Below are 16,685 nucleotides of genomic sequence, written 5' to 3'. Positions count from 1 at the left end.
ATGCTCCTGAGGGGTAGAGATCATGAATTGAGAAGCACGATGACCATTCCATAAATGGTCAGGACTGTATTTCCGATCGCGTAGGGCATGCCGTAACCGAGCGCGGGGATTTTACTCTTCGCCGCTTCCTGGATCATGCCGAGGGCTGCGGTGGTCGTCCGCGCACCCGCACAGGCTCCGAACAGGATCGCGGGGTGAAACTTGAAGACGTAGAAACCGATATAGACCGACAGGATCATCGGTACCGCGGTCGCGATCGCACCCCAGAGGAACAGGCTCAGGCCGACGGCTTTCAGCCCCGCGACGAATCCGGGCCCTGCCGTGATGCCGACGACCGCGATGAACACGTTCAACCCGAGGGTGTTCATCAGCCACAAGGCGGGCCCCGGGATGCGGCCGAAAACCGGGCGGATCGTTCGGAGCCAGCCGAGCACCAGGCCCGCCAGCAGCGCACCGCCCGACGTCGACAGGCTGATCGGAATGCCACCGATTGTGTAGCTCAAGGCGCCGACAAAGCCGCCGAGCACGATGCCGGCGCCGAGGAACGCGATATCGGTGGCCTCCACCGGCCGGTCGGCGTAGCCGAGATGCTGGATCGCCAGTTCCATGTGGCGCCGGCCGCCAACGAGGGTCAGGATGTCGCCGCGCAGAATCTGCGTTCCCGGCAGGGCAGGGATCTCGACCATGTTGCGGGTGATCTTGCGTAAGTAGACGCCGCGCGCCCAATCGGTTTCCGAAAGCTCCAAGAGGGTGAGGCCCCCGACCTTCCGGTTAGTCACGAAGATATCGATGGCTTCTGCGGGGACGTCGAGCAGTTCCCGGTCCTGCACCTCTTCGAGCATCGGCGTGATCGTCTCGACGATGTGTTCGCGGCGGCCCGATATCGCGACGATGTCGCCGGGCGCCAACACGGTGCTCGCGTCCGCGTCGATGATCGCCCCGCCCCGGCGCAGGCGCTCGACGAACACGCGCAGGCCGGGCCAGATCTGCTTGACCGGCTGCCCGACGATGCTGGGATCGTTGCCGACCCGGTAGGCGCGCAGCTCGATCTGGCGATAGGCGGAGGTGAGGCCCGCTTCCAGACCGTCGCCGCCGCCCATCTGCGCCTCGTAATCCTTGCAGGCCTTGGCGAGATCGACACCGATCAGCTTCGGGCCGAGCTGCGCCAGGATGATCGCCGAGCCGATCGTCCCGAAGATGTAGGTGACCGCATAGCCGATCGGGATCTGATCGTTGTAAGTCTTGACCTGCTCCGGAGACAGTCCGAGACGCGAGATCTGATCGGAAGCGACGCCGATCGATGCCGATATTGTCTGAGACCCCGCATAGAGCCCGGCCGTATAGCCGAGATCGAGCCCCGCGATGCGGGCGCACAAGATCGGCACGATCAGGCACAGGGCGAGCACGACGAGGGAGAAGCCGATCTGCTTCGGACCCTCCTTGGTCAGTCCGCTCATGAATTGCGGGCCGACGCCGTACCCGATGGCGAAGATGAACAGGATGAAGAACGCCGACTTGACGTTGGGTGAAATCGTGATGCCGAGCTGCCCGATGACGACGGCGGCCAGCAACGTCGCGGTCACGTTTCCGAGGCTGAAACCCGCGATCTTTCGAGATCCGATGGAGAAGCCAATGGCCAGCGATAGAAAAATCGCCAATTCCGGGTAGTTCCGCAACGTCCCGACGAACCATTCGCTCATGGGTAATCTCCCGCACGACGTCACGGTGACTTCAGGGATCGCGGCTGTTCTGTTCGTAGAACCGGATCGAAAGCGCGAGTGTGTTTCTGAAGGGAGGCGTCAATACGCGTGATACGCGCGACGGTAGGGGCTCGGCGGATCTCGTCCGTATCCCGCTGGCGCAGGCGCCGTGACGACGATTTCGGGCTCGCTCGGGTCGAACGGCAGCATTGCCGCGCCAGTGGCCATGAACGCCGCCAACGCCCGCAGGTCATCCGGCTGATCGGGGTCGCGGGCGATGCGGGCGGCCTCCCATTGGAGCCGAAGGTTGCAGCCGCGCGATGGCAGGCGGCCACTCGGGACGCAGGAATCGTGTCGGGCACAGGCGGCATCGAGCGCATCGATGGGCGGGAGCGGCGCGTTGTTACCCATCCCGCAATAATTGCCATGGATGAGCGCCGTCGGCGGGCGCACCGGGCCATCCGTCTGGGCGAGCGCCAACGCCGGCAGACACACGGTAAAGAGAAGCGGAGAGACCACCCTGAAGATCATGGCGTACGAACCTCGCCGTGAGGGGATGCCAGCCGCGTTGGCAGGCGCCCGCATGAGCCCTCAACGGCTCATGCGCGTCTGTCGGACACGCCGGGTCCGGCGGTCATCGGTGCAGCGGGAGTCCTGTCAGCGGACTCTCTGTCAGCGGACTCTCGGTCAGTAGGGACGGCAGACGCCCGCATAGGAATCGTATTGCGCGTAGGGTCCGCAACCGCCGTAGGTCGAGCCGTAATAGCCCACCGCCGCTGCGGCGCCGACGGCGCCGACACCGGCCGCGGCCAGGCCATATCCACGGCCGCGATATCCGTAGCGGCCATAGCCGGCGCGCCCGACCCGGCCGTAGCCACCGCGATAGACGCCCACCCGGCCACCATGGAAGCCGCCGCCGCGGATACCCGCGCCGTGAAAGCCGCCGCCGCCACCGCGGAACCCACCGCCACCGCCGCGGAAGCCGCGCGCATCGGCTGTAAAGCTCGTCACGATCAAGGCGGTGAAGGCCACGGATGCGATCAGCAGAGTTTTCATGACTGTGTCTCCTTGATGGAGGACTCTGGACACAGGCGAACTAGACACGATCGGTGCGCCCGCTCAGCTGAAATAACCAGCCATCCCGACTCATAATCACAGCCTTCGATCCCGGCTTGATCGGATGGGACAAATAACCATTGGCTAGAAGATTTTCGGTTCTCCGCGCGTTACAGAAAATACGCGTTCGAATTCTGCTGAAATCGGTACGTCAGAGATCATAAATCTTGACCACATGGCGGATGTCGATCTACGGATGAGCCGTCGACGAATCTCGTCAGGCGCGGGCATCGGCGAACGGGCGACGATGGGTTCGACAATCCGGTCGCCGCGCCGGAGCGGATGACCCCTTCGAAAAGGCCGACCTTCCGCGTTCGCGGCTTTCCGCGCATCGACCGCCCTGCATTGCGCCGAATCTTTGGAAGCACATCTCCGACGCGATCGTCTACGTTTCAGTCCTTGTACAAGCGGGCCGGCACGGCCGACCGAGCCTCGAGAGAACTGCAAGAAGACTGCGAGAAGACTGCATGACCTTCGTACACCGCATCCCCGAACGGACCATCGGATCGCCTCTCGTCTGTCGTCACCGCGACGGCAGGACGAGGACACAGGATCTGGCAGCGGAGGACTTGGGCAATGGGATTTCACGACACGACCTTTGACGCGGCGATCGCGGATCGCACGCTCCACGCCCTCGAAGGCGCGCGGTCCCGCCGCCGGACCTACGGACAGGCCGCCTTCAGCACGGCCACCGACGATGGCCTGATGCCCGACGAGATCCGACAGATCCTGGCCGGCCGCCGCATCGTCGATGCCTTCCCGGTCCAATCGGGCGAAAGCCCGCTGGCCTATGCCGCGCGGGCGGTCGCCGAGATGATGGTCGCGTATCTCCGGGACGAACTTTCGGACCCGTCCGATCACCGCCGAAACATTCGGCCGAGCCTCGGTGCCGCGGCGATCGCCTGACCTGGGCTCCCTGCAACAAACCATCGGAAACGTTGCAGTCTTGCGTCAAGCTCTGCACCGTCGTGGGACCGACGCCATCGTGCCCGGCCAGCACCCTTCACGCGACTGGATCACGCGACGGACCGCCTCCGTCGTGGTGCTTCCGTGAAAGACTTGAACCACAGCGCATCCCTCAAAGCACGGCACGCGATCGTATCGCCACACCGCCGGATCAAACCCATGGTCCACACTGGGCCGATTATTGTTGGCGGTCGCCCAGCGCCCGTCTTTCCGTCTCGAGGAAGCGGAAGAGTGGTGCCGCGTTGGTGTGAGCGACGTTGAAGCGGAGCCAGGGCGTCGGTTCCTGATGAGCGCGGAACAGGTGGCCGGGTGCCAGCATGATGCCCTCTGCCGCGGCCCGCTGGGCGAGGGCGCCGAGATCGAGATCGCCGCCAAATCCCGCCCAGAGAAACAATCCGTTCGTCGGGCGATAGAACAGAGACAAGCCGGCCGACAGGAGGGCGTCCGCAACCGTCTTCTGTTCCGTCGCCAGCTTTTCCCGAAGGCGTGCGATGTGGAGGCGATACTGGCCTTCGGTCAGGATCGAGTGAACCAGGCTCTCTGACAGTTCTGAACTGGTCAGGCTCGCGGCCATCTTCATGTGGAGCAGGCGTCGCGCGGTGTCGGGATTGCAGGCGAGGTAACCGACGCGGAGCGATGGCGAGATAGTCTTCGAGAAGCTGCCGATATGAATGACGCGTCCGAGCTGATCGAGGCTTGCGATGCTCGGCGCCGTCTCCTCGACGAAGCTCGAATAGATATCATCTTCGACAATCTGGAAGTCGTGCTTCTCCGCGATCCGCAGGATCTGGTAGGCGGTGGCCGGCGAGCACGCGGTGCCGGTCGGGTTGTGGAAATTGGTATTGGTGAAAAACAGCTTCGGCTTGTGGCGTTCGGCTAAAGTCTGAAGCGCGGCGATGGATGGACCCTGGAGCGTGCGCTCGACCCCGACGATCGTCACGCCCATGGCGTGGAGGGACGGATAGAGGTTGCAATAGCCGGGGTCGTCGACGAGGGCGACGTCGCCCGGTTGCAGGAAGCTCCGCATGGTCAGGTCGAGCGCTTGGCTGGCGCCGTGGGTGAGGATGATCTGATCCGGCTCGCAATCGATGTTGCGCTGAGCGAGGAGCAACTGGATGGCGCGGCGGAGCGGGGCGTAGCCCAGCGGATGGCCGTAGCGCGACACCAGTCGGTCGGGCCGTCGGGCCAGCGCCGATAAAGCCTGTTTGATGCCCTCCGCGAACAGGTGGCTGTCGGGAAGCCAGCCACATCCCGCCTTGATGGTGAGCGTGTCCTCCTCGTAGACCCGCCGCAGCAGCCAGCCGGAATCCACCGAGATCGCCATCGGCCGCACCGGCGTGGTTGTCGATGTCCGGTCGGGCAGTCTGGCCGACACGAAGTATCCGCTCGCCCGGCGCGCTTCGAGCAGACCGTCGGCGACCAGGCGGTTGTAGGCGTTCGAGACCGTCAGCGTGCTGACACCGCATTGCGCCGCGAGTTTCCGCACCGAAGGCAGGCGTGTGCCGCGCGTGACGCTGCCGCTGCGGATCTTGTCCGAGACCGCATCGACAAGTTGCGTCACGAGAGGCGCGGTGCTGTTCGGGTCCAGACTGATCATAGACAATCCATGATTGCGAAGTGGGCGTCACGCCTGTGTGTCGTCCCGAAGAGTGGACTCTGCTTTTTTCTGAGGAGCTGCGGCGAGAACAAGGGATCGGAGCATCGGCGCTTCTTCGAGAAGAGCCTCGGCAGCCTCTCCCGATCAATCCGATGGACGCCACCGCCGCCGCCACGGAACGGGCCATCGTGCGATCACAAGGCGCTGCCTCGCAAACTGTCTATATCGAATGACCGATACAGCTGCGCGTGCCGATCCCGCAACTGTCCATAGGCAGATCCGCGCCACGCGACGATAGTCTCCCCACAGCGGCGCGGATCTGCGGAGAGACACATGGATCATACGGTCGGCGACCACGACAGCGCCCGGCAGCTCAATGTCGATCCGTACTGGATGCCCTTCACGCCGAACCGGCACGTGAAGGCCGATCCGACGCCGCGCATCATCGTCTCGGCCAAGGGCGCCTATTACCGCACCGCCGAGGGGCGCGACCTGTTCGACAGCCTGTCCGGCCTGTGGTGCTGCCCGCTGGGCCACGCCCAGCCGCGGATCGTCGAGGCCCTGCGCCATCAGGCCGAGACACTCGACTATTGCACCGCGTTCCAGATGAGCAACCCGGTGACGCTGCGGCTGGCCGAGCGCATCGCCGATATGGCCCCGGAGGGGCTCGACCGGGTCTTCTTCACCAATTCCGGCTCCGAATCCGTCGACACCGCCCTCAAGATCGCGCTCGGCTACCACCGCCTGCGCGGCGAGGCCGGCCGCTTCCGGATGATCGGCCGCGAAAAGGGCTATCACGGTGTCGGCTTCGGCGGCATGTCGGTGGGCGGCATGGTCGCCAACCGCAAGATGTTCGCCACGGCGATGATCCAGGGCGTCGACCACCTGCGCCACACCCATGATTATGCCGAGATGGCGTTCTCGAAGGGGCAGCCGTCCTGGGGCGCGCACCTTGCCGACGACCTCGATCGCCTCGTCGCGCTCCATGACGCCTCGACCATCGCCGCGGTCATCGTCGAGCCGTTGCAGGGCTCGGCCGGTGTCATCGTACCACCGCTCGGCTACCTCCAGCGCCTGCGTGAAACCTGCACACGCCACGGCATCCTGTTGATCTTCGACGAGGTCATCACCGGCTTCGGCCGGATGGGGGCGGCCTTCGGCGCTCAGCGCTTCGGCGTGACACCGGACATGATCACCTTCGCCAAGGGCATCACCAACGGCATCGTGCCGATGGGTGGCGTGATCGTCCGCAAGGATATCTACGAGACGTTCATGACCGGCCCTGCGGCGGCGGTGGAATTGTTTCACGGCTACACCTATTCGGGCCATCCGCTGGCGGCGGCGGTAGCCCACGCGACCCTCGACCTGATGGAAGAGGGCGACCTGTTCGGCCGGGTGCGCGACCTGGCGCCCGTCCTCGAAGAGGCCGTCCACAGCCTGCGCGACGAGCCGGGCATCAAGGACATCCGCAACTTCGGTCTCACCGCGGCGGTCGATCTCGAGCCGACACCGGGCCAGCCCGGCGCGCGGGCCCTCCGCATCTTCGAACGCGGCCTGCGCGAGGGCATCCTGCTGCGCTTTACCGGTGACACCATCGCGATGGGGCCGCCCTTCATCTCTACCCCTGACGAGATCAGGGGCATGATCGAGATGCTGCGCGGCCTGATCCGCGCCGAAGCCTGATCAGCGGGGCACGTTCTTTCGAGAGGCGGTCGCACCCGCGGCCGCGTGACGATTTCGATTTTACCAGAGGGTTCAAACACCATGCCGTTGATGCGCTTCGACATCCTGGAAGGCCGGACGGATTCCGAATTGAAGAGCCTGCTCGACGCCGCCCACGAAGCGATGCTGGAGGCGTTCAATGTTCCGGCGGGCGACCGCTACCAGATCGTCACCGAGCATAAGCCGTCGCGGATGATCGTCGAGGATACCGGCCTCGACATCCCGCGTACCAAGGACGTCGTCGTGGTGCAGATGATCACCCGACCGCGCGGCAAGGAAAAGAAAGCGCTGTTCTACCGGCTGCTCACCGAGAAGCTGCAGGCGGCCTGCGGGATCGCGCCCGCCGACGTGATGGTCTCGACGGTGGAGAACACCGACGAGGATTGGTCGTTCGGCCACGGCCGGGCCCAGTTCCTCACCGGCGAGTTGTAGGACCGCCACGGAGTCCCTCTGCCATGCATGTTCTCGTTCTCGGCGGCGGTGTCGTCGGTGTCACCTCGGCCTACTACCTCGCCAAGTCAGGACATCGGGTCACCGTCCTGGAACGCCAGCCGGGCGCCGGGCTCGAGACGAGTTTTGCCAATGCGGGGCAGGTTTCGCCGGGATATTCGGCGCCCTGGGCCGCGCCCGGCATCCCGATCAAGGCGATGAAGTGGCTGATGATGCGCCACCGTCCGCTGGTGGTCTGGCCGAGCTTCGAGCCGCGCCTCTACGGCTGGTTGGCACGCATGCTGGCGAACTGCACCGAGGAGGCCTACCAGCGCAACAAGGGTCGCATGGTGCGCCTCGCCGAATACAGCCGCGACACCTTGCGTGACCTGCGCATCGAAACCGGCATCGCCTACGATCACCGCGCGCAGGGCACGCTCCAGATTTTCCGAACGCCCAAGCAGCTCGATCGCGTCGGCGACGACACCCGCGTCCTCGACCTCTACGGCGTGCCCTATTCCGTGCTCGATCCGGCCGGCTGCATCGCCGCGGAGCCGGCACTGGCGCGAGTCGCCGGCACCTTCGTCGGCGGACTCCGGCTGCCGGGCGACGAAACCGGCGATGCACATCTGTTCACGCGGCGGCTCGCCACGCTCTGTGAAGGTCTTGGCGTCGTCTTCCGCTACGGCACGGCCATCGCCGGGTTGCGGCAGGAGGGTGACCGGATCGTCGACGTCGCAGCGGCGCAGGGCGAACATATCGTGGCGGATGCCTATGTCGCCGCGATGGGCAGCTTTACCCCTGCTCTCCTGCGTCCCCTCGGCATCGACCTGCCGGTCTATCCGGTGAAGGGCTATTCGCTGACGCTGCCCATGACGGACCCCGAGGCCGCGCCGGTCTCGACGGTGATGGACGAGACCTACAAAGTCGCGATCACTCGGCTGGGCGATCGAATCCGAGTCGGCGGCACCGCCGAACTCGCCGGCTTCAGCCAGATCCTGCGGGCCCCGCGCCGCGAGACGCTGGCCCGCTCGGTCGGCGATCTCTTTCCGGAGGGCGGCGACCTGACCCAGGCCAAGTTCTGGACGGGCCTGCGCCCGATGACGCCGGACGGGACACCCATCGTCGGGGCGACCCACCTGTCCAACCTCTTCACCAATACCGGTCACGGCACGCTGGGCTGGACGATGGCCTGCGGCTCAGGCCGCGTACTGGCCGATCTCGTCTCCGGCCGTACCCCGGATATCGCGAGTGAAGACTTCGCGCTGAGCCGATACGGCAGCGGGGCGGTCGCGAGAGGTCGGCATCGCGTCGAATCACGAGTCTCATGAGCAAATCGCATCGCCCCGTGATCCCGTCGCCGACCGATCGCTTCGGATTCCGGGAGTGTGATATGCTGCTCGTTGGACGTCTGATCCCGAGACGATCAAACGCCATCGTATCGGAGGGAGAGCGGCCTTATCGGCGCGGCTTGACCAATTTCACGACGGTGTTTTTCGGACGGCCGAACGGCTTGAGCGGCGCTTTGGCGTCCAACGCAGCGCGGGCCAGATCCTGAGGCCGCGGCGCACCACTCGCGATCCGCTTCAAAGCGTCGACCATCTCTTCGATCATCTGGGCGGATTCCCCCTCCAGCGTCTCTTCGGCTCTGATGCCGTTGAGTTCCGGGGCAATCTCTTCCGCCGCTTCACGCAACTCCTCGATGAGTTCGGCTGCGGAATAACGCGGGGGTACAGAATGTGCCATGAAACAACCATGGCAGGCACACGCGTGCTCGACAACCGGCGCGAAGTGGCCCCCCTGCGCTACGCTTCGGCTCGCCGAACCGCCGGTCGAAAAGATCGACGCGAGCTTGCATTCCAAATGCGATTGAGGAGGTGAGATTCAACAAATCCGATCAGAAATACCGTTTCAAGCCGGTATTCTCTGCATCGATCAATTCGTTAAAGTATTTGGTGGGTGCACAAGGGTTCGAACCTTGGACCCGCTGATTAAGAGTCAGCTGCTCTACCAACTGAGCTATGCACCCATCGCCTTGTGGCGGTCGCTGCGGCCCACCAAGTCCGCTGCGACGAGGGGGCTGATAGCAAAGGCCCCCGGAGGTGTCCACCCCCGGGGCGTTATTTTCTCGGCTAAACCCCGGAGGGATGCTGGGCGTGCAGGCGCACGGCCGTGGCCGAGAGCTTGTTAAGGGCGGAGAGATAAGCGCGGGCCGAGGCCACCAGGGTGTCCGGGTCGGCGCCGCGGGCCGTCACGCTGCGCTCGCCGCTCTTGAGGCGTACGGAGACTTCGGCCTGCGCATCGGTGCCTTCGGTGACCGCGTCGACCTTGTAGAGTTCGAGTTCGGCTTCATGCGGTACCAGCGCCTTGATCGCGTTGAAGACCGCATCGACCGGGCCATTGCCATCAGCTTCCTCGGTGATCAGGCGGTCGTCGATGGCGAGCTTCATCGTAGCGCGCTGCGGGCCGCGCGTACCGGCGATCACCGACAGGGAGACCAGGCGAATGCGGTCATGCGCTGTCGCCAGGTTCTCATCGACGAGCGCCTCGATATCCTCGTCGTAGACGTGCTTCTTGCGGTCCGCGAGCGCTTTGAAGCGTTCGAAGGCGTCCTGGATCTGGTTGTCGCTCAAGATGAGGCCCATCTCCTCCAGCTTCGAGCGGAAGGCGGCCCGGCCCGAATGCTTGCCCATCACCAGAGAGGTCTTCGCGACGCCTACGGAGGCCGGAGTCATGATCTCGTAGGTCTCGGTGTGTTTGAGCATCCCGTCCTGGTGGATGCCGCTCTCGTGGGCGAAGGCGTTCCGGCCGACGATGGCTTTGTTGTACTGCACCGGGAAGTTTGTCGCGTGGCTGACGAGCTTCGAGGCGCGCGTCAGCATCGTGGTCTCGATGCCGGTCTCGTAGGGCATGACGTCGCCGCGCGTGCGGATCGCCATGACGATCTCCTCCAGGGCGGCATTGCCGGCGCGCTCACCGATCCCGTTGATCGTGCACTCGACCTGCCGGGCGCCGCCCTCGATGCCGGCCAGCGAGTTGGCAAGGGCGAGGCCGAGATCGTCGTGGCAATGCACCGAGAAGATCGCCTTGTCGGAATTCGGCACCCGCTCGCGAACGGAGCGGAACATGGCGCGGTACTCGTCGGGCGTGGCGTAGCCCACCGTGTCGGGCAGGTTGATGGTGGTGGCGCCCATACGGATTGCCGCCTCTACGCAGCGGCACAGGTAGTCGATCGGGGTGCGGGTCGCGTCCATGGCAGACCACTCCACATCCTCGACGAGGTCGCGGGCCTGGGCCACGGTCTTCAGGATGATCTCGACCACCTCGTCTTCGGTCTTGCGCATCTGGTGCGCGAGATGGATCGGCGAGGTCGAAACGAAGGTGTGGATGCGCCCGCGTCTGGCCTGTCGCACCGCCTCGCCGGCGCGCGCGATATCGGCCGGGATCGCGCGGGCGAGACCCGCGATGGTGGCGCGCTTGGCTCGCCGCGCGATCTCGGACACCGCCTCGAAATCGCCGTTGGAGGCGATCGGAAAGCCGGCCTCGATGATGTCGACGCCCATCGTGTCGAGGAATTCGGCCACCGCCAGCTTCTCGTCGAGAGTCATCGTCGCGCCGGGGCATTGCTCGCCGTCACGCAGGGTGGTGTCGAAGATCAGGACGCGGTCCTTGGTCGTGGGCATGCTCGGGGTGGTCATGGGGTTTGTCCTGTCGCGGCGTGCTGTCCCCGTCGATACGGGGACGCGGCGCCTGGAATCGGCTCCGGCCGACGGGCGGAGCGTGGCTGTTCTGGAAAAACCATCCCCTGAGAGCCCAGGCGCAGGCGCCCGGACGGCCCTCAGGGGCTGCTAAGGAGGAGCAGACCGGGAACGAGCGCGCACAGCCGCACAGCCGCGAAAGCGGCGTCGGCGGTGCTGCACGTGGAGCCGGCGCTGGCCAAGGCTCGTCTCTCCCGAAGAGCAACGGCGCGCCGAGACGGGCGTCGGCCAATTGCGAATGCTGGTTTTCTAGCCCTCGACGTCGGCGTTGACAAGCATTGGAAGGAGCGTGGCACTGCGCACAGGCTCCAGGGGCGGGCCCGACGGGAAACGCGCAAGCGCATGCGGGTCATTGTCTTACGCGGTTCCCGGCCTAGCTTGCATTATGGACCCTCAGGGCCGGCACCGGTTTAATCCGTTGCACGCAAGAAATATTCGGAAGGAAATCCCATGTCGCGTCACGTTCTGCGCACGCTCGCGCTGCCCGCTCTCGCCCTCCTCGCCGGCACCGTGCCGAGCTTCGCCATCGATGTCATGAAGTCCGTCGACGTCGCCGCGCCGCCGGCCAAGGTCTGGGCCACGATCGGCGATTTCTGTGGCATCGGCCAGTGGCACCCCGCCATCGAGAAGTGCGTGCTGTCCATGGATGGCGGCAAGAGTCTGCGGACGCTGAGCCTCAAGGGCGGCGGTACCATCGTCGAGTCGCAGACTGCCCGTGACGACAAGAAGATGGATTACACCTACGCTATCGTCTCCGGCCCGCTTCCCGTGACCGACTACAGCTCCACCATTGCGGTGATGCCGAAGGGCGCTGGCTCGACGGTCACCTGGAAGGGAAGCTTCAAGGCGAAGGGTGCGCCGGACGCTGTCGCCACCGACGCCATCACCGGGATCTACGATTCGGGCCTGAAGGCGATCGCCGACAAGTCCAAGTAAGGGCGCCACCGCGCCTCCAGGGTAAGGGCGCCTTCGCGTCCGAGAGGCGCCAAACCAAGCCACCGCGTCGTCGCGGGATAAACGCCCGCGACGACGATTGACCGGCCTTCCTGCGAAAGGCAAAACCCCTCGACCTTTAAGTTGCGCCGTTCGAACGACAGCGCCATGAGTCCAGGGGAAACCGTCGTGATATCGACTCGCGTGGGCCTCGCGCTCGCAGCCATCCTCACCGCCGTCCTGGTTACCGCCTGCAAACCGACTGCGTCGGCGCCGCCCGCGATTGCCGTGGCGCCCGTCGTCGCCGCGCCGCTGCCGCAGGGTTCGGGCTGCGGCCCGGCCATTGCCCGGACCCAGGCGGTGGTCGACAGCGACGTCTCCACCGAAAATCTCAACAGGGCGGTGGGCGACCGCTTCAGTGCGGACCTGCGCCGCGCCGGCGATGCCTGTCGCTCCGGGAACGACCGCGAGGCTCTCGGGCTGCTGGCCTCGGCCAAGGCGCGCTACGGTTACCCGTAAATCGGCGCGAAGGCGTTGGCGAGGTAAGTTCGGACCCAGCCCGGCATCCGGGCCGAATCGATATCCGCCGCTCCGCGCACGATGACGAAGCCGTCGAGCTCCGCGTCCGCCTCCGCGCGGCGGTGTCGCTCCATCCGGGCCAGTAGGGCATCGCCATCCTCGGGAAAGTGGACCGGGCGCAGGAAAGCCCGCTGTCCATCTCCCGAGAGAAGCAGCCACTCGTCCGGTGCATCCGGCGGCAGGGCGATGCCGGTCTCCTCCAACAGCTCGCGTTCGGCGCTGCCGACAAGGTCGACGCGGTCGCCTTCCCGGAGGTCGGCAAGGTCAGGGGTGCCGCACGGAAAGTAGATCTGACCCGCATTGGCGGTGTGGCCGCCCATCACGCCGAGCAGAGCGGCCCCGTCGCGCGCACGCGGCACGATCGCCGCGAAGACGTTGGCGACGTCGGGATCGGGCGAGCCGGCATCGCGGAAGGCCAGGAACTGCGAAAACGCGACCTCGAACAGATCGACCGTGCCGGCATCGTCCGCGATCCGGCACGCGCAGGCGAGCAGCACCCGCCCGTCGAACAAAGCCGGACGCTCGGCAATGCGGCGGGCCCAGTTCTCGGATACGAAGCCGGCATTGTCGCGGGCCCAGGCCCAGTCGTAGGGCACGCGACGCGCAGTGAGGGCCGTAATGCGCGTCACCGTGAAAGTGTCAGACACGCAAGGTCCCCTCGCTGACGACGATCGCCGCGCCGCCGACCTCCACCGAGCGCAGTGCACCGGAGGCGACGCAGACCTGCAGGAGGATCTCGCTCGGACGCCCCATGGCGATGCCCTGGCGGATGACGATATCGTGCTCGCCGTCCCCCATCGGCTCGAACTGCATCATCACGCCGGCGAAGGCGGCTGCCGCTGAGCCGGTGGCCGGGTCCTCCGGCACACCGAGATGCGGTGCGAACATCCGCGCCTGATAGCGGCGCCCGAGCCCTGTTGGTTCGTGCGCGTAGAGGTAGAGCGGGGCCGGCTCGCCCAAGGCACCGAAGGCGGCGGGGTCGAGCTTGGCCTGGTCGAGGGCGTCCAGATTTGCCACCGGCACGAAGACGAAGCCCTGACCCAAGGCGTGCCGGCTCGGGACGTGGCGGCCGAAGCCGATCTGGCCAGGCTCCAGGCTGAGAGCGGCGGAGAGAGCCGCCGGTGCGGAGCCGGCCCCGAGAAATTCCGGCAGAACCGGCATCTTGAAGCGGGCGCACCCGCGTGCCTCAGCCGTCTCGACCACGCAGGCCAGGGTGCCGATTCCCTCCTCAAGCCCGAAAGCCACCGCATCGGTACCCCCGGCGTGGGTATCCTGCAGCGCGAGGATCACGGCGGTGCCGATCGTCGGGTGCCCGGCAAAGGGCAGTTCCCGCGTCGGGGTGAAGATGCGCAAGGCGGCCCGGTGGCGGGGTGCCGCGGGGGGCAGCACGAACACCGTTTCGGAGAGGTTGAACTCGGCGGCGATCCGCTGCATCGCGGCGCCGTCGAGCCCGTCGCAATCCAGAACCACGGCGAGCGGATTGCCGGTGAGCACCGTGTCGGTGAACACGTCGAGGGTCACGAAGCGACGAGGCATGCACGCATTTCCCTGCAGCGGGTGGCGCAACCCTATACCGGCTCCACCGGAAAGGTCTCGCTCGGTGCGACGAACTCGTCTTGCGCCGCCACCGTGAGAATCTCGCGTGAGCCGGCCTCCGCCGTGCGCCGCAACAGCCCGTAGATCGAGGCTCCGGCCATGCCGAGCGCCTGCGCCGCCGATCCGGTGCGGGCGTAATGGACGAGGAACAGGGCCGCGATGGCATCGCCCGCCCCGTTGACGTCGAGGGTGAGCCGCGGCGTGCGCATGAGCCAGAACTGGCCGCCTTCCCCCGCCATCAGGTCGATCGAATCGGCCGGTGTCGCGTCGGTGATGAGCGAGGTGACGAGCACCACCCGTGGCCCGAGTGCCTGCACGGCGGCCACCGCCGCCTTGGTCTCCGACAGCGTTCCCGTGGGCAATCCGGAGAGATGGTTCAACTCGAACTGGTTCGGCGTGACGATGTCGGCCGCCGGCACCGCTTCGGTCCGCATGAATTCGGGGATACCGGGACGCACGTAGATGCCACGGCCGGTGTCGCCCATCACCGGGTCGCAGGCATAGAGCGCATTGGGGTTGGCGGCGCGCACTGCGGCCACCGCCCGGACGATGGCGGTGCCGATATCGGCCGAGCCCATGTAGCCCGACAACACGCCGTCACACCGAGCGAGGACACCGCGCTCGCCGATGCCCGCCACCAGGTCCTCGATGGCCGGCCCGTCGAATACCCGACCGCGCCAGGCGCCGTAGCCGGTATGGTTTGAGAACTGCACCGTGTGGATCGCCCAGACCTCGACGCCGAGGCGCTGCATCGGGAACACTGCGGACGCATTGCCGACATGGCCGTAGGCGACGTGCGACTGGATCGAGAGGATGTTCAAGCGGAGCTTCCCTGACGAATCGTGCCGCGCGCAGCGAACGGATCGACGCGCATCCCCATTATCCGGTTTGCTTCATGCTCGCACCCCGATCGGGGAGGCGCTTGCTCCCACCGCCCGCCTCCGCCAAAGCGGACTCACACTCACGACAGGCGACCCATGGACTTTGAAGCCCTCCGCACCTCCACGCTCGGATTCGTCGAGGCCAACCAGGGGTGGACGCCGCTGATCGCCGGGGTGCTGGCCTTCTGCGAATCCCTGGCCTTCTTGTCTCTGCTGGTTCCGGCCACGGTGCTGCTGCTCGGCATCGGCGCCTTGATGGGGACGGTGGGCATTCCGTTCGTGCCCGTGATGCTGGCCGCGGCTCTCGGCGCGGCGCTCGGGGACTGGATTTCCTACGAGTTCGGCCATCACTACAAGGAGGGCGCCAAGGCGATGTGGCCGATGAAACGCTATCCGGCCATGGTGGCGCGCGGCGAGGCGTTCTGCCGGAAATGGGGTGCGGGCGGCGTCGCCATCGGCCGGTTCTTTGGGCCGGCGCGAGCCGTGGTCCCGCTGATCGCCGGCATCTTCGGGGTCAAGCGTCTGCCGTTCCAGGTCGCCAACGTGCTTTCCGCGCTGGTCTGGGCTTTTGCCATGCTGGCGCCGGGTGCGGGGCTGCTCGCCTACTTCAAGACCTGACGGCGATGCGCGTCTTTCCCCCCGAGCGCGTCGTCTGCCTCACCGAAGAAACGGTGGAAACGCTGTATCTGCTCGGTGAGGAGGCCCGCATCGTCGGTGTGTCGGGCTATGCGGTCCGCCCGCCCCGCGTGCGGCGGGAGAAGCCGCGCGTGTCGGCCTTCACCAGCGCCGACCTGCCCAAGATCCTGGCGCTCACCCCCGATCTCGTCCTCGCCTTCTCGGATCTACAGGCCGACATCGCCGCCGACTTGGCGCGGGCCGGCATCGCGGTCCACCTCTTCAACCAGCGCGACGTAGCCGGCTGCCTCGCTATGATCCGCACCGTGGGTGCCCTCGTCGGCGTTTCCGCGCGAGCCGACGCCCTGGCGCGCGGCTTTTCCGAGAGGCTCGACGCGGCGGACCGGGACAATGCCGGGCGCCCACGGCCAAAGGTGTATTTCGAGGAATGGGACGCGCCGCTGATCTCGGGGATCGGCTGGGTCTCGGAACTGATCGGCCTCGCCGGGGGCGACGACATCTTTCCGCATTTAGGTCGGCAGGCAGCGGCCCGGGACCGGATCGTGACCTCCGAGGCGGTGATCGCGGCGCAGCCCGACATCATCCTGGCCTCCTGGTGCGGCAAGAGGGTAAACATCGCCCGTATCCGCGACCGGCCGGGCTGGGACGCGATTCCGGCGGTCGCTGCGGGCCAGATCTACGAGATCAAGTCGCCGCTGATCCTCCAGCCGGGACCGGCGGCTTTGGGCGATGGCTTCGACGCGATCCGGGCGGCGCTGCGGTCGGCGTGATC

The 16,685-nt window shown here is 66.1% G+C and carries 17 protein-coding genes and 1 tRNA gene; 8 read left to right on the top strand and 10 right to left on the bottom strand.

The window, feature by feature from the left end; translation table 11 throughout:
* Positions 1–20: 20 nt before the first annotated feature.
* The 3 genes from aspT to G3T14_RS14510 form a co-directional block, all read right to left on the bottom strand.
* Positions 21–1,700 carry an aspartate-alanine antiporter gene (gene aspT, locus G3T14_RS14520; RefSeq protein WP_163643249.1) on the bottom strand — a complete coding sequence of 560 codons (1,680 nt, stop codon included), beginning with the start codon at positions 1,698–1,700 and terminating at the stop codon, positions 21–23.
* Positions 1,701–1,799: 99 nt separating this feature from the next.
* Positions 1,800–2,231, bottom strand: a complete 432-nt coding sequence (locus tag G3T14_RS14515) for a hypothetical protein (protein WP_204262868.1) — start codon at positions 2,229–2,231, stop codon at positions 1,800–1,802.
* A gap of 156 nt (positions 2,232–2,387) precedes the next feature.
* Positions 2,388–2,756, bottom strand: coding sequence for a hypothetical protein (locus tag G3T14_RS14510; RefSeq protein ID WP_163643248.1), 369 nt, complete (start codon positions 2,754–2,756; stop codon positions 2,388–2,390).
* A gap of 636 nt (positions 2,757–3,392) precedes the next feature.
* Between G3T14_RS14510 and G3T14_RS14505 the strand changes: the two genes are divergently transcribed.
* Complete coding sequence (locus tag G3T14_RS14505; RefSeq protein WP_204262867.1) at positions 3,393–3,722, top strand: hypothetical protein; 330 nt, start codon at positions 3,393–3,395, stop codon at positions 3,720–3,722.
* Positions 3,723–3,960: 238 nt separating this feature from the next.
* Here the strand turns inward: G3T14_RS14505 and G3T14_RS14500 are convergent, their stop codons facing one another.
* Positions 3,961–5,379 (bottom strand): PLP-dependent aminotransferase family protein, encoded by a 1,419-nt coding sequence (locus G3T14_RS14500; protein ID WP_163643247.1) that lies wholly within the window; start codon positions 5,377–5,379, stop codon positions 3,961–3,963.
* A 333-nt stretch (positions 5,380–5,712) separates the two neighbouring features.
* On the opposite strand from G3T14_RS14500, the gene G3T14_RS14495 reads away from it, so the two are divergent.
* From G3T14_RS14495 to G3T14_RS14485, 3 genes are all read left to right on the top strand, one after another.
* Complete coding sequence (locus G3T14_RS14495) at positions 5,713–7,062, top strand: aspartate aminotransferase family protein (protein WP_163643246.1); 1,350 nt, start codon at positions 5,713–5,715, stop codon at positions 7,060–7,062.
* A gap of 81 nt (positions 7,063–7,143) precedes the next feature.
* The gene (locus G3T14_RS14490) at positions 7,144–7,533 is read left to right on the top strand and encodes a tautomerase family protein (protein WP_163643245.1); all 390 of its coding nucleotides are present in this window, start codon (positions 7,144–7,146) and stop codon (positions 7,531–7,533) included.
* Between the two features lie 23 nt (positions 7,534–7,556).
* Entirely contained in the window at positions 7,557–8,861 is a 1,305-nt protein-coding gene (locus tag G3T14_RS14485) for a D-amino acid dehydrogenase (protein ID WP_163643244.1), read from the top strand.
* Positions 8,862–8,988: 127 nt separating this feature from the next.
* Here the strand turns inward: G3T14_RS14485 and G3T14_RS14480 are convergent, their stop codons facing one another.
* The 3 genes from G3T14_RS14480 to G3T14_RS14470 form a co-directional block, all read right to left on the bottom strand.
* Positions 8,989–9,393 carry a hypothetical protein gene (locus G3T14_RS14480; protein WP_246733347.1) on the bottom strand — a complete coding sequence of 135 codons (405 nt, stop codon included), beginning with the start codon at positions 9,391–9,393 and terminating at the stop codon, positions 8,989–8,991.
* 90 nt (positions 9,394–9,483) lie between these two features.
* Positions 9,484–9,559: transfer RNA gene (locus tag G3T14_RS14475), tRNA-Lys, on the bottom strand.
* Between the two features lie 103 nt (positions 9,560–9,662).
* Positions 9,663–11,228, bottom strand: coding sequence for a 2-isopropylmalate synthase (locus G3T14_RS14470; protein WP_163643243.1), 1,566 nt, complete (start codon positions 11,226–11,228; stop codon positions 9,663–9,665).
* A 510-nt stretch (positions 11,229–11,738) separates the two neighbouring features.
* Here G3T14_RS14470 and G3T14_RS14465 point away from each other — a divergent pair.
* Both G3T14_RS14465 and G3T14_RS14460 read left to right on the top strand, forming a co-directional pair.
* Entirely contained in the window at positions 11,739–12,224 is a 486-nt protein-coding gene (locus G3T14_RS14465) for an SRPBCC family protein (RefSeq protein WP_163643242.1), read from the top strand.
* A 189-nt stretch (positions 12,225–12,413) separates the two neighbouring features.
* Complete coding sequence (locus G3T14_RS14460; RefSeq protein ID WP_163643264.1) at positions 12,414–12,740, top strand: hypothetical protein; 327 nt, start codon at positions 12,414–12,416, stop codon at positions 12,738–12,740.
* Here the strand turns inward: G3T14_RS14460 and G3T14_RS14455 are convergent.
* From G3T14_RS14455 to pdxY, 3 genes are read right to left on the bottom strand one after another with little or no spacing between them, the layout of a single operon-like run.
* A complete protein-coding gene (locus G3T14_RS14455) occupies positions 12,731–13,447 on the bottom strand; it encodes an NUDIX hydrolase (protein ID WP_163643241.1) in 717 nt (238 codons plus the stop codon). The genes G3T14_RS14460 and G3T14_RS14455 overlap by 10 nt on opposite strands.
* Positions 13,440–14,336 carry a PhzF family phenazine biosynthesis protein gene (locus G3T14_RS14450; RefSeq protein WP_163643240.1) on the bottom strand — a complete coding sequence of 299 codons (897 nt, stop codon included), beginning with the start codon at positions 14,334–14,336 and terminating at the stop codon, positions 13,440–13,442. The genes G3T14_RS14455 and G3T14_RS14450 overlap by 8 nt, the downstream gene beginning before the upstream one ends.
* A 32-nt stretch (positions 14,337–14,368) precedes the next feature.
* Entirely contained in the window at positions 14,369–15,217 is an 849-nt protein-coding gene (gene pdxY, locus G3T14_RS14445; protein ID WP_163643239.1) for a pyridoxal kinase PdxY, read from the bottom strand.
* A 156-nt stretch (positions 15,218–15,373) separates the two neighbouring features.
* On the opposite strand from pdxY, the gene G3T14_RS14440 reads away from it, so the two are divergent.
* Together G3T14_RS14440 and G3T14_RS14435 are read left to right on the top strand one after the other, a co-directional pair.
* Positions 15,374–15,895, top strand: coding sequence for a VTT domain-containing protein (locus G3T14_RS14440; protein WP_163643238.1), 522 nt, complete (start codon positions 15,374–15,376; stop codon positions 15,893–15,895).
* Between the two features lie 5 nt (positions 15,896–15,900).
* The gene (locus G3T14_RS14435) at positions 15,901–16,683 is read left to right on the top strand and encodes a cobalamin-binding protein (protein ID WP_163643237.1); all 783 of its coding nucleotides are present in this window, start codon (positions 15,901–15,903) and stop codon (positions 16,681–16,683) included.
* Positions 16,684–16,685 lie beyond the last annotated feature (2 nt).

Source organism: Methylobacterium sp. BTF04, assembly GCF_010692745.1.
Classification (GTDB): domain Bacteria; phylum Pseudomonadota; class Alphaproteobacteria; order Rhizobiales; family Beijerinckiaceae; genus Methylobacterium.
Note: the sequence above shows the minus strand (reverse complement) of the source record. Positions and strands in the feature narration are given on the sequence as shown.

Bases quoted from the DNA above. Each gene is read 5' to 3' on its own strand.
- G3T14_RS14505 (WP_204262867.1), top strand. From the start codon at position 3,393: ATGGGATTTCACGACACGACCTTTGACGCGGCGATCGCGGATCGCACG.
- G3T14_RS14450 (WP_163643240.1), bottom strand. From the start codon at position 14,336: ATGCCTCGTCGCTTCGTGACCCTCGACGTGTTCACCGACACGGTGCTC.
- G3T14_RS14515 (WP_204262868.1), bottom strand. From the start codon at position 2,231: ATGATCTTCAGGGTGGTCTCTCCGCTTCTCTTTACCGTGTGTCTGCCG.
- G3T14_RS14435 (WP_163643237.1), top strand. From the start codon at position 15,901: ATGCGCGTCTTTCCCCCCGAGCGCGTCGTCTGCCTCACCGAAGAAACG.
- aspT (WP_163643249.1), bottom strand. From the start codon at position 1,700: ATGAGCGAATGGTTCGTCGGGACGTTGCGGAACTACCCGGAATTGGCG.
- G3T14_RS14500 (WP_163643247.1), bottom strand. From the start codon at position 5,379: ATGATCAGTCTGGACCCGAACAGCACCGCGCCTCTCGTGACGCAACTT.
- G3T14_RS14470 (WP_163643243.1), bottom strand. From the start codon at position 11,228: ATGACCACCCCGAGCATGCCCACGACCAAGGACCGCGTCCTGATCTTC.
- G3T14_RS14485 (WP_163643244.1), top strand. From the start codon at position 7,557: ATGCATGTTCTCGTTCTCGGCGGCGGTGTCGTCGGTGTCACCTCGGCC.
- G3T14_RS14510 (WP_163643248.1), bottom strand. From the start codon at position 2,756: ATGAAAACTCTGCTGATCGCATCCGTGGCCTTCACCGCCTTGATCGTG.
- G3T14_RS14490 (WP_163643245.1), top strand. From the start codon at position 7,144: ATGCCGTTGATGCGCTTCGACATCCTGGAAGGCCGGACGGATTCCGAA.
- G3T14_RS14495 (WP_163643246.1), top strand. From the start codon at position 5,713: ATGGATCATACGGTCGGCGACCACGACAGCGCCCGGCAGCTCAATGTC.
- G3T14_RS14440 (WP_163643238.1), top strand. From the start codon at position 15,374: ATGGACTTTGAAGCCCTCCGCACCTCCACGCTCGGATTCGTCGAGGCC.
- G3T14_RS14465 (WP_163643242.1), top strand. From the start codon at position 11,739: ATGTCGCGTCACGTTCTGCGCACGCTCGCGCTGCCCGCTCTCGCCCTC.